The organism is Halomonas sp. M20, from assembly GCF_020622265.1.
Lineage (GTDB): Bacteria > Pseudomonadota > Gammaproteobacteria > Pseudomonadales > Halomonadaceae > Modicisalibacter.
In genome coordinates this window covers 671937-684161 of record NZ_JACNMQ010000002.1, presented here as the reverse complement: position 1 = coordinate 684161, position 12225 = coordinate 671937, and the positions used below count along the sequence as shown (strand labels likewise).

11 protein-coding genes are annotated in these 12225 nt (G+C 58.6%); 10 read left to right on the top strand and 1 reads right to left on the bottom strand.

Translation table 11 applies throughout. From position 1 onward, the window contains the following. The first annotated feature begins 68 nt into the window (after positions 1 to 68). The 9 genes from rpsP to recJ all read left to right on the top strand — a co-directional run bounded on the left by rpsP (position 69) and on the right by recJ (position 8752). A complete protein-coding gene (rpsP, locus tag H7850_RS08725) occupies positions 69 to 338 on the top strand; it encodes a 30S ribosomal protein S16 (RefSeq protein WP_227369130.1) in 270 nt (89 codons plus the stop codon). A gap of 13 nt (positions 339 to 351) precedes the next feature. After that, positions 352 to 909, top strand: a complete 558-nt coding sequence (rimM, locus tag H7850_RS08720) for a ribosome maturation factor RimM (RefSeq protein ID WP_227369129.1) — start codon at positions 352 to 354, stop codon at positions 907 to 909. 9 nt (positions 910 to 918) lie between these two features. Beyond that, complete coding sequence (trmD, locus tag H7850_RS08715) at positions 919 to 1692, top strand: tRNA (guanosine(37)-N1)-methyltransferase TrmD (RefSeq protein ID WP_227369128.1); 774 nt, start codon at positions 919 to 921, stop codon at positions 1690 to 1692. A gap of 162 nt (positions 1693 to 1854) precedes the next feature. After that, a complete protein-coding gene (gene rplS / locus H7850_RS08710) occupies positions 1855 to 2211 on the top strand; it encodes a 50S ribosomal protein L19 (protein WP_048308743.1) in 357 nt (118 codons plus the stop codon). Positions 2212 to 2305: 94 nt separating this feature from the next. Continuing rightward, positions 2306 to 3208 (top strand): site-specific tyrosine recombinase XerD, encoded by a 903-nt coding sequence (gene xerD, locus H7850_RS08705; RefSeq protein ID WP_227369127.1) that lies wholly within the window; start codon positions 2306 to 2308, stop codon positions 3206 to 3208. Positions 3209 to 3211: 3 nt separating this feature from the next. Then, positions 3212 to 3949, top strand: coding sequence for a DsbC family protein (locus H7850_RS08700; protein ID WP_227369126.1), 738 nt, complete (start codon positions 3212 to 3214; stop codon positions 3947 to 3949). Positions 3950 to 4026: 77 nt separating this feature from the next. Then, the gene (locus H7850_RS08695) at positions 4027 to 5343 is read left to right on the top strand and encodes a homoserine dehydrogenase (protein WP_227369125.1); all 1317 of its coding nucleotides are present in this window, start codon (positions 4027 to 4029) and stop codon (positions 5341 to 5343) included. A gap of 177 nt (positions 5344 to 5520) precedes the next feature. After that, entirely contained in the window at positions 5521 to 6909 is a 1389-nt protein-coding gene (thrC, locus tag H7850_RS08690; protein ID WP_227369124.1) for a threonine synthase, read from the top strand. 37 nt (positions 6910 to 6946) lie between these two features. Further along, entirely contained in the window at positions 6947 to 8752 is a 1806-nt protein-coding gene (gene recJ, locus H7850_RS08685; RefSeq protein ID WP_227369123.1) for a single-stranded-DNA-specific exonuclease RecJ, read from the top strand. On the opposite strand, the gene H7850_RS08680 is transcribed toward recJ, so the two are convergent. Continuing rightward, positions 8746 to 9165, bottom strand: a complete 420-nt coding sequence (locus H7850_RS08680) for a VOC family protein (protein ID WP_227369122.1) — start codon at positions 9163 to 9165, stop codon at positions 8746 to 8748. The two genes, recJ and H7850_RS08680, sit on opposite strands and share 7 nt — an antisense overlap. 220 nt (positions 9166 to 9385) lie before the next feature. Here H7850_RS08680 and H7850_RS08675 point away from each other — a divergent pair, with 220 nt between their 5' ends. Continuing rightward, positions 9386 to 12223 (top strand): PAS domain S-box protein, encoded by a 2838-nt coding sequence (locus H7850_RS08675; RefSeq protein WP_227369121.1) that lies wholly within the window; start codon positions 9386 to 9388, stop codon positions 12221 to 12223. Positions 12224 to 12225: the final 2 nt, after the last annotated feature.

Genomic DNA, 12225 nt, shown 5'->3' with positions numbered 1-12225 from the left:
GGCTGCATTCGCAGTGATGAATCTGTCACGTTTAAAACATCGAAATCAACCGAAGGACTGATAACGCAATGGTTACCATTCGTTTGGCACGGGGTGGCGCCAAGAAGCGTCCCTTCTATCATCTGACCGTCAGCGATTCACGCAAGTCTCGCGACGGCCGTTTCATCGAGCGCGTCGGCTTCTTCAATCCGGTCGCTCGTGGTCAGGAAGAGCGTCTGCGGGTCGACTTGGATCGCGTCAGCCACTGGCAAAGCCTGGGTGCTCAGACATCCGAGCGTGTTGCCGAGCTGCTCAAGGAAGCACGCAAGCAGCAGACCGCGGCCCAAGCTACCGCGTAAGAGAATCATCGTCATGTCGGATGACACAGCGATCAAGCCTGAAGGCGTCGTTTCAGATGACCATGTGGTGCTGGGTAAGCTGACCAGCCCCTATGGTGTGAAAGGGTGGTTCAAGGTGTATTCGTACACCAGTCCGATGGAGGGCATCCTCGACTACGCCGATTGGGTGCTTGAACATCGCGGACAAAGAACGACTCGACGATTGATCCAGGGTCGCCGGCAAGGCAAGGGACTGGTCGCCAGTCTGGAGGGAATCGATTCCAAGGAGCAGGCGGAATCCCTGGCGGGTGCGCAGGTGCTATTGCCCAAGCAGACACTGCCGGAACTCTCCCCCGATGATTATTACTGGTATCAGCTGGAAGGTTTGCGGGTAGTGACCCTCGAGGGTCTCGATCTTGGTCGTGTGGACTATTTGTTCGAGACCGGCGCCAACGATGTGTTGGTCGTGAAAGGGGACGCCGATAGCATCGATGACAAGGAACGGCTGCTGCCCTTTCTGCCCGATGGCGTCGTCCGCGAGACGGATCTAGCCGCCGGCAAGATGACAGTGGACTGGGATCCTGACTTCTAAGGATTCGCCGTGTGGATTGGTGTCGTTACCCTGTTTCCAGAGATGTTTGGCGCCCTGACCGAGCACGGTGTTACCGGGCGGGCGGTCAAGCAAGAGTTGCTGACGCTGGACTTCTGGAACCCCCGGGATTTCGCCACGGATCGTCATCGTACGGTGGATGATCGCCCTTATGGGGGCGGCCCGGGCATGCTGATGAAGGTCGATACCTTGCGTGCGGCAATTCACGCTGCCAGGGCCGAAGGAGAGAAGCGCTTCGGTACGTCACCCAAGGTGATTTATCTGTCGCCTCAAGGGCGTCCACTGGATCAGGCAGGCGTACGGCAACTGGCCGTCAGTGGTCCGCTGGTGGTGGTGGCAGGGCGTTATGAAGGCATCGATGAGCGGGTCGTCGAAAGCGAGATCGATGAAGAGTGGTCGATCGGCGACTATGTACTCAGCGGCGGAGAGCTGCCGGCCATGGTGCTGATCGATGCGGCTGCAAGACTGGTCCCCGGCGTATTGGGGCATGAGGCTTCCGCAGTCGAGGACTCGTTTGCCGACGGGTTGCTGGATTGCCCGCATTACACCCGTCCGGAAGTGATCGACGGACGGCAGGTGCCGGAGGTTCTGCTGAGCGGCAATCATGCGGCCATCAGGCGCTGGCGCCTGAAGCAGTCCTTGGGGCGCACCTGGCTCAGGCGTCCTGATTTGTTGAAGAGCCAAACGTTGAACGCTGAACAGCAACGCTTGCTGGAGGAGTTCATCGAAGAGTACGCCGATAAGGCGGAGGGGCGTAGCGACTGACGTCGGACCGACATCGATCCGATTTCTTTGAAGCGCTGCGCGTCACCCATATTGTCGTTCCCGCGTCATTGGGCGCCGGGATCACATGCCAGACGGTACTGCCTTAAAGCGCTATCTTTCGAGAGCAGGCCGCGTGGTCAATATCAGTCAAGGAGTCGTAACATGAGTGGCAAGAACAAGGTGATCCAGGCGCTCGAAGCCGAGCAGATGGAAAAGACCATCCCGACCTTTTCTCCGGGCGACACCGTGGTCGTTCAAGTCAAGGTGGTCGAAGGCAGTCGCGAGCGTCTTCAGGCGTTTGAGGGCGTGGTGATCGGCAAGCGCAGCCGCGGTCTGAACTCCGCTTTCACCGTGCGCAAGATTTCTCATGGTGTAGGCGTCGAGCGTACTTTCCAGACCTACAGCCCCGTGGTAGCCGCCATCGACGTCAAGCGTCGCGGTGACGTACGTCAGGCCAAGCTGTACTACCTTCGCGAGCGCAGCGGCAAGTCTGCACGCATCAAGGAAAAGCTGGGCTGAATTGTCCGGTTATCCGGTGAAACGAAACCCCGCTACCGCGCTTCCTCGCGGTGCGGGGTTTCGCTGTCTCTAGCCAGGGTTTATCACGAGCCTCATGAGCGAGCTACCCCGCGATAGCGGTTTGATCGATGCCTTTTTGGATGCGCTCTGGCTGGAGCGTGGCGCCAGCGAGCATACCCTGACGAGCTACCGCCATGATCTGGAAGCCTGGGGGCGTCATTTGATGACCCTCGAGCGGCAGCTGCTGGTGCCAGGGAGCGATGCCCTGCCGGACTGGTTGAGTGCTCGACGCGAAGAGGGCTACAAGCTGCGCAGCAATGCGCGACTGCTCTCCACGCTGCGCGGTTTCTATCGTTGGCTGCTGGCCCAAGGCACTATCGGCAGTGATCCCCTCAACGAGGTGCGCCTGCCTCGATTCAAGACGACACTCCCTGATACTCTCGATGAAGAGGAAGTGGAACGCCTATTGGCCGCGCCGGATACCGGCACGGCACTGGGGCTTCGCGATCGCGCCATGCTGGAAGTGCTATATGGCTGCGGCCTTCGGGTCACGGAGTTGATCAGCTTGCGTTTGGATAGCGTCAACCTTCGCCAAGGCGTGGTGCGAGTGCTGGGCAAGGGCGACAAGGAGCGGCTGGTGCCCTTGGGCGAAGAGGCCCAGCTCTGGATAGAACGCTATCTGCGCAGCGGGCGCAGCGAACTGATGACGGACATTCGCCGCTTGCCCTTGTTTCCCGGCCGCCAGGATGGCTTCATGACGCGTCAGACGTTCTGGTATCGAATCAAGCATTACGCACAGCTGGCGGCTATTGACAAACCGTTGTCGCCGCATACCTTGCGCCATGCCTTCGCTACCCATCTGCTCAATCATGGCGCCAATCTACGGGTCGTTCAGCTACTGCTTGGACACAGTGACCTGGCGACGACACAGATTTATACTCACGTGGCTCAAGCGCGCTTGGAGGCGCTGCATGCCGAACATCATCCCCGAGGTTGAGTAATGAGACGATTTTGCAAGACGCTGATGGGCGCACTGCTGGTGGTTGCCGGCTTGCACGTGGCCCTGGCCGAGACGGATACCCAAGCACTACAGCAGGGCTTGACCATCAACGGTGAGAAAGCGCCGGTAACGTCCGTCAAACAAACGCCCCTGGAGGGTATTCTGGAAGTTCGCCTCGAGAGCGGCGAGACGCTCTACAGCGATAGCGAAGGCAAGCACTTCGTCGTCGGCGATCTGTTCGTCAATGGCGAACAGGGTCTGGTCAACTTGACCCAGCAGGCCCGGGACAAGGATCGCATTGAGCGCCTGGCCAAGGTGCCACAGAAAGACAAGGTGATTTTTCGTGGCGAAAAGACACCCAAGGCCACTCTCATGATATTTACCGACGTGACCTGCCCTTATTGTCGCAAGCTTCACGAGGAAGTGCCGCGTTTGAACGAGATGGACGTCGCGGTAGAGTACCTTGCGTTTCCGCGCAGCGGCCTGAAATCAGAAGGCGCGCGCCTCATGTCCCAGGTATGGTGTGCCTCCAATCCCTCTGAAGCGATGAGCGCCGTCAAGCGTGGTGAGACCCTGGATCTCGCCGCGGATTGCGACAACCTCGTTGCCGACCAGTATCATCTGGGTCGGGAACTGGGCGTCCAGGGAACCCCGGCCATCGTACTACCCGATGGACGTATGATTCCCGGTTACGTCCCTGCCGATCGGCTGGCGAAAATATTGAATATCGAAGGGTAGATCGGGCGACGCGAAGCATACAAACGCAGGCCATTCAAAAGAACAGCGCAAGCCATACCAGAGAAAGGAGTACGACGTTGAAACCGGTAAGAGTGGGGATCTGTGGGCTAGGTACGGTTGGCGGCGGCACCTTCAATGTGCTGACGCGCAATGCCGAGGACATCGTTCGCCGGACAGGGCGCCCGATCGTCGTTGAGCAGATTGGAGCGCGGCGTGCAAACCCCGACTGCGATACTACCGGGGTCAACGTCACCGATGATATCTTCGAGGTTGCTCGCAACCCTGATATCGAGGTGCTGGTCGAGCTGATTGGCGGTTACGACGTGGCCCGTGAGCTGGTGCTGACCGCCATCGAGCACGGCAAGCATGTGGTCACTGCCAACAAGGCGCTGATTGCGGTCTACGGTAACGAAATATTCGAGGCAGCCCACGAAAAAGGAGTGATCGTTGCTTTTGAGGCCGCTGTGGCCGGCGGTATTCCGGTCATCAAGTCATTGCGTGAAGGCCTGGGTGCCAACCGCATTCAATGGCTGGCGGGCATCATCAACGGTACCGGCAACTATATCCTGACCCACATGCGGGACGAAGGCCGCGCGTTTGAGGACGTGCTCGCCGAGGCTCAGGCCCTGGGCTATGCGGAATCGGACCCCACCTTCGATGTGGAAGGCATCGACGCGGCTCACAAGCTCACCATTCTTGCGTCCATCGCCTACGGTGTGCCATTGCAGTTCGACAAGGCCTACACCGAGGGCATCGCCCGGATTACCGCCGACGACGTCGAACAGGCGGACAACCTTGGCTATATCATCAAGCATCTGGGTATCTCCAAGCGCACCGACAAGGGGCTTGAGTTGCGGGTGCATCCCACGCTGATCCCCAAGCAGCGTCTGCTTGCGAGCGTGCATGGCGTCAAGAACGCCATTGCGATCATGGGCGATGCGGTGGGACCCACCCTTTATTACGGCGCCGGCGCTGGCGCCGAGCCGACTGCCTCGGCGGTAGTGGCGGATCTGCTCGACGTTGCACGTAACATCAATACGGCCCATCACGACCGCGTTCCCTACCTGGCCTTCGGTGGCATCCTCGACGGTGACGAAGAGCTGCCGATCATGCCCATGGAGGACATCGTCACCGCCTATTACCTGCGCCTGCTGGCAGTGGATCGCCCCGGCGTGCTGGCCCGGGTGGCTACGATTCTCTCCGAACAGGAAATATCCATCGAAGCGATCATCCAGAAGGAAGCCACCGAGGGTGAGCTGGTGCCGATCATTCTGTTGACCCATCGCACTCAAGAAAAAAATATGAACGAGGCGATTCGTCAGCTCGAGTCGTTGGTGGACGTAGCGGGCACGGTGACACGGATTCGAGTCGAATCCCTGGACGAACAGGAATAAGTCGCCATGAATACCGGGCTGCAAAGCGGCCATGTCTTGAAGCGGCGCCAGGGATAAGGAACAAGCGGAGCGTCTTTTTCAGGGATGAAAAAGCCGAGCGCCCAGGGAAAGGGTTCATAGCGTCTCCGCGTTTTCTATCCCTGGGATAGTCGCGAAAGACGTTGAAAGGATAAGACAATGCGCTATATCAGCACTCGTGGGCAGGCGCCCGCACTGAGTTTCGAAGAGGTGGTGCTTACCGGCATGGCCAGTGACGGCGGTCTCTATGTGCCGGAAACGGTGCCTCGGTTTTCGGCGGACGAACTTGCCGATATGGCAGGGCTCTCCTACGCCGAGATCGCCTTTCGGGTAATGAAGCCCTTCGTCAATGGCGAGATCGACGACGATACCTTCCGGGATATTGTGCGTGATGCCTATGCCACCTTTAGTCACGCCGCCGTGGTGCCGCTCAATCAGCTCGATACCAATCATTTTCTGCTCGAGCTGTTTCATGGCCCGACCCTTGCCTTCAAGGATGTCGCCCTGCAGCTGCTCGGGCGGATTCTGGATCATTTCCTGAAAAAAAGCGGCGAGCGGGCGGTGATCATGGGAGCTACCTCCGGGGATACCGGCTCCGCGGCCATCGAGGGCTGTCGCCACTGCGACAATCTCGATATCTTCATTTTGCACCCCTACAACCGGGTTTCCGAGGTGCAGCGCCGCCAGATGACCTCGGTGCTCGCCGATAACGTCTTCAATATCGCCATCGAAGGCAACTTCGACGACGCCCAGGCCATGGTCAAGGCCAGCTTCGCGGACCAAACGTTCTTGAAGGGCACTCGGCTGGTGGCGGTCAATTCGATCAACTGGGCGCGCATCATGGCCCAGATCGTCTATTACGTTGCCGCCGGTGTCGCCCTTGGCGCCCCCCAGCGCCAAATGAGTTTCTGCGTTCCCTCGGCCAATTTCGGCAACGTCTTTGCCGGCTACATGGCCTACAAGATGGGGTTGCCGGTCAAGCAGTTCGTCATCGCAACCAATGCCAACGACATTCTGCACCGGACGCTTGCCGACAACGACTTCTCCAAGCGCGATCTCGAAGCGACTCTGGCGCCCTCCATGGATATCGTGGTGTCGTCGAACTTCGAGCGGCTGTTGTTCGACGCCTACGATCAGGACGGTGACGCGGTGCGCGAGCTGCTCGAACGCTTTCAGAGTGAGCCCACGGCCTTGGCCGAGGCGCCCCTGGCCAGATTGCATGAGCTGTTCGTCAGCCACAGCGTCGACGACGAGACGATTCTCGAGGTGATCCGAGAGGCGCACCACCGCACCAAGGAACTGCTCGATCCGCATACCGCGACCGGTTACCGCGCCGCCGAGGTATGCCACGATGACAGGGCAACCCCCATGGTGACCCTGGCGACGGCCCATCCAGCCAAGTTCGCCGAGGCCGTGGTCAAGGCCGGTTTTTCCGGCGTGCTACTGCCGGCGCATATGGACGACCTGCTCGAACGCGAAGAGCGCTATAGCGTGTTGCCGGCGGAGCTCGAAGCGGTGCAAGCGTTTGTAGCCGAAAATCGTCGCTAGAGGCGATCAGTAATACGATGTTGAAGCAGGAGAGCGTGTGACCGTCGAGGTTAGCGAACGTCCATTGGCTGATCTCATCCGCCGGCGCATTCAGCCGCGACAGCGAGACGAGGCGCTCTACCAGCGCGCTTTGGCGTCAGGCCTTTCCGAGTTGCAGGCGCGGGTGCTGGCGGGTCGCCTGAGCGGCTATGCCGGCGAATTGGCGCCGCTTACTGCGCCCAGCCTGCGCAACCTCGAACACCCGGAAAAGCTGGCGGATGCTCGCCGCAGTGCGGAGCGCATCGCTCAGGCGGTTACCGAGGGCGAGCATATCGGCATCCTCACGGATTACGATGTGGACGGCATCACCTCCCATGTGGTGATCCTGCGCACCCTCAACGAGCTGTTTGGCGTGCCCTCCCACAAACTGCATAGTCTGATCGGACATCGCATCAACGATGGCTACGGTATCAGCCTGCCGCTGGTTGAACGGACGCTGGCGCTATCGCCGCGCCCCAGCCTGGTGATCACTGCGGATTGCGGTTCCTCGGACGAGCCACGCATCGCCCGGCTTCGCGAAGCGGGCATCGACGTCGTCGTCACTGATCACCATGCGCTGCCTTTGGAAGGGCCGCCGGTTTCAGCCTACGCCACGGTCAACCCGACACGGAACGACTGCAGCTTCCCCGACCATACCATTGCCGGTTGCATGGTGGCCTGGCTGGTCATGTCATTGACTCGGGCCGTGCTGATCGAACTCGGCGTGCTTTCATCATCAACACCCAAGCTCTCGCCCTGGCTCTCCTATGTGGCGCTCGGCACCGTGGCGGATTGCGTGTCCCTGGGGGGCAGCGCCATCAATCGCGCCGTGGTCACTCAGGGCCTGACGCTGATTAACCGTATGGAAGCCGCCTGCTGGCGGGCGATGGCTGAACGTCTGGGCGCCGATAGCGTACCCTTCGATGCTGAGACCCTGGCCTTTCAGATGGGACCGCGCATCAATGCCCGTTCGCGGCTCGACGACCCCTACGCGGCGCTGCATTTCATGCTCGCCGCCGACGAGGCCAGCGCCCGAACACATCTCGAAGTGCTTGATCAGGACAATCAATCCCGCAAGGCCATCGAGCTGGACATGGTCGACACCGCTCGCACCTTGGCAATGGATGATCTGGCCCAGGGAGAGCAGGTGCTGGTGGTTTTTCTCGAGGACGGGCATGCCGGCGTGCAGGGCATCGTTGCCTCGCGACTGGTGCAGGCTTTCGGTCGACCGGCCTTTGTGCTCACCCCGGCGGCGGCACCGGGTATGTTGACCGGCTCCGGGCGCTCCATTGAAGGATTGCATCTGCGCGATGCCCTGCAACGTGCCCATGAGTTGGGCCCCCAGGCTCTGCCGCGCTTCGGTGGACATCGCGGTGCGGCGGGCATTGGCGTACCAAAGGATGCATTTCATGCCTTTCAGAGTGCGCTGCGTCAGGCGGTCAGTGAGCAGCTTGGCGATCGGGAACTCTACCCGTGTATCTTCACCGACGGCGAATTGCGGGCCCAGCAGTTATCGCTGAATACTCTGGATGAGCTCGAAGGCCTGGCGCCTTACGGGCGGGAATTTGATGCGCCGCTGTTCGAAGGGGAATTCATGGTCGAGAATCTGCGTGTGGTGGGCACCGACGGCACACACCTGATGCTTGAGCTGTCGAATGGCGGTATCAGCTCTCGCGCGATCTGGTTTCGTGCCTTGTCACCAGGTGAGGCACCGCCCTTCGGTTTGGGAGCGCGATTGCATTGCGCCTATAAACTCTCGCGCAATCGCTGGAAAGGGCGGGAGTCGTTGCAGTTGATGATCGAGCATGCCGATATAGTTCAATAATTAGGCCATAGCCCGGGTGTCGCCAGCTCCAGAAGATGCCCGTCCGGGTCACGGAAGTACAGGCTTTCGCCACCCTTGGGCCAATGGGTGCGCCCTTCGATCTCGATGCCTTGAGTTTCCAACTGCTGCTCCCAGGCATCGAGTTGATCCGCAGCGATAGCGAAAGCCATGTGGATGCGTCCACTGCCGTCGTGGGGCGGAATAGTGCCCATATCTTTTGGCAGTACCACTGTTTCCGAGGTGGCGCCTTCGAGAAACAGCAGTAGCACGCTTTTACCGCCGGCATCATAGGCGGTGAAGCGATGATCCGCAGTAAAAGCCTCAAGCCCCATCACCTTCTCGAAGAAACGTCGGGCCTTGCCCATGTCCGTGACATAGAGTGCGGTTTCCAGTACGCCGTCGAGTCGCGGCATCGTGATCCCCCTTGTCTGATTGTCAGTCTGGCTCTCAGGCTAGCAAAATCCCGGGTTCAATGCTTAGTGGGATGGGCTAGTCCTGCCAGAAGCATTCAGTCAGGGGTGTTCACCGATTTTGCTATTCCCTATGAGAGAAAACTTTGTAATAAACACTTCAGCTTTTATGCCGCTTGACCGATAAGTCTGGTTAATAAGGCTTATGTGTAGGAGATCCTGCATGGCGCAGGTACTCGAATGGATGGTTGAGGGTAGTGAAGGCGAATCCGAGCGGCTGGCAACCCTTCATGAATACGGCATTCTCGATACTGAGGCCGAAGAGAGCTTCGATGCAATCACGCGCTTGGCAGCATTGATCTGCGAGGTGCCTATTGCACTCATTTCCCTAGTGGACGAGAAGCGTCAGTGGTTCAAGAGCCAGGTAGGACTTGAGGTACGGGAAACGCCTCGTGATCAGGCTTTTTGCGCCCATACCATCGAGCGTGAAAGTCTTATGGAGGTGATGGATGCTTCGCGCGATCCACGCTTCACGGACAATCCATTGGTCATAGGTGAGCCCCATATCCGCTTTTATGCCGGAGTACCGCTGACCGCCGCCAATGATTGTCGACTCGGCACACTATGCGTCATTGATAACACACCGAGACAACTCGATGACCGGCAGCGTCAGGCTCTGGAAGAGTTGGCATGTCTTGTGACAAGTTTGCTCGAAATAAACGCCGAAAAACGCGTCGCCCAAGCGAACCATGCAATGCTCGACAGCCTGCTTGAGGCGCTACCGGAAGGGGTCGTGGCCAGCAATGCAAGCGGTGAACTCAGCTTGTTCAATCTGCAGGCCAGAACCTGGCACGCGAGCGTCCCTTCCTATTCGACGCCTGAAAAATGGGTCAACCAGTTTAATCTATGCGAAGCGGATGGCGAAACTCCACTAGCCGAAGAGCGAATCCCGCTCAAGCGCGCCTGGAACGGTGAATGGGTACGCAATCAGGAAATCTGCATCAAGACGGTTGATCAAGCGCCCCGCCATGTGATTTGCAACGGGCAGGTTTTTCACTCCCCGAAAGGTGTACGGGCCGGCGCGGTCGTGGCCATGCATGACATTACCGAAAAACGCCAGATAGACCGGACATTGCGTGAAGAGCGTCGGCGGTTGGAGCTGATTCTGCAGGGTACCCAGGCGGGCACCTGGGAGTGGAACGTGCAGACCGGGGTCACTTGCCTCAACGAGCGCTGGGCGGAGATCGTAGGCTACTCCCTGGAAGAGCTTGACCCCACTACAGTGGAGACCTGGATATCACTGGCTCATCCAGAGGACATCGCCTTGGCCTTGCTCATGTGCAAGCGTCATATCAGCGGTGAGCTACCGGCCTACGATATTCAGTACCGTATGAAGCATAAGAATGGACAGTGGGTGTGGGTGCACGATCGGGGGCGCCTGGTCGAATGGGATACCAAAGGCAAGCCTCTTGTCATGGCCGGAACCCATATGGATATTACTGCCCGCAAAAAAGCCGAGCAGGAGAGCGCAGAGGTTCGCACCCACCTTCAAGCAGTGGTCGATGCGGCGACAGAAGTCGCCATCATCGCCACGGATCTCGAGGGGCGAATCACGCTGTTCAATTCCGGTGCCGAAGGGCTATTGGGCTATTTTGCCGAGGAAGTCGTAGGCCATTTCACGGTGCTGGACTTTCATCATGACGACGAGATCAGTCAACGCGCTGCCGAACTCTCAAGAGCGTTAGATGAACCCATCGAAGGCTTTGCAGCACTAACCGTCAATCCGAGCCGAGGTATCAGCGAGCGCCGCGACTGGACCTATGTTTGCCATGATGGAAGCCATCGAAGGATACATCTTGTAGTCAGCGCAATTCACGACGTTGTGGGGAATATCACCGGATATCTAGGCGTCGCTATCGATCGTAGCCAATTGCAGTCGATGGAAGAAGCGTTACAGATCAGCGAATCCCAGTTTCGCGGTGCCTTCGAAACTGCTCGGCAGGGCATGGCCCTTGTATCGTTGGAGGGTAATTTTCTTGAGGTAAATCGTGCCCTCTGCGACATGCTGGATTACTCGCGAGAGGAGTTGCTGACAACCGACTTCCCGACCTTGACTCATCCGGACGATCTGGCCGCGGATTTGGCCTCGGTAGCACAATTGATTGATGGGGATATTGCGAACTATCAGCTGAGCAAGCGTTATATCACGAGTAGTGGCAATACTATCTGGGCGCAGCTGTCGGTATCGCTGGTCCGTGATTCCGCCGGGGAGCCCCAGTATTTCGTGGCTCAAATTCAGGATATCACCGAGCAGCGCAAGCTCGAGCAATTAAAGCGGGAGTTCGTTGCCGTCGTCAGTCATGAACTGCGTACCCCATTGACCTCCATCAAGGGGGCGTTGGATCTGATCAATGCAGGTGCGGTAGGAGTCGCACCCCCGGCCATGGCCGAGATGCTCTCTCTTGCCCAGCGCAATACGCAGCGTTTAGGGCAATTGGTCAACGATCTACTTGACTGGGAAAAGCTCGACGCCGACAAGATGGCCTTCGACATGCAAAGGCACTTGCTGCGTCCACTTCTGGAAGAAGCTGTCGCCATCAATCTTGGCTATGCGGCCCAATACGACGTTCAACTCGAGCTGGTCGGCGAGAGGCAAGCCAGCATCGAGATCGACAGCCTGCGTTTCGGCCAGGTGATGTCCAACCTGCTATCCAACGCCATCAAGTTCTCGTCCAGAGGCGGCCTCGTCCAGGTGTGCTATCGAGTCGAAGATGATCATGTGTGGATCGATGTCATCGATCAGGGCCACGGTATTCCCAGCGAGTTCCATTCCAAGGTTTTCCAGCATTTTGCCCAGGCCAAGGCGGACGATACGCGCCCTCAAAGCGGCACGGGGTTGGGACTGGCAATTACCAAACAATATATCGAGCAGATGAGTGGGTCGATTGGTTTTCGATCGATGGCCGATCAAGGCACCACGTTCTGGTTGTTGTTGCCCTTGGCATCGGATGATCCAGCGCATGCCGCGCAGGCAATGTGTGATCAAGGCGAGAGAAAATAAGC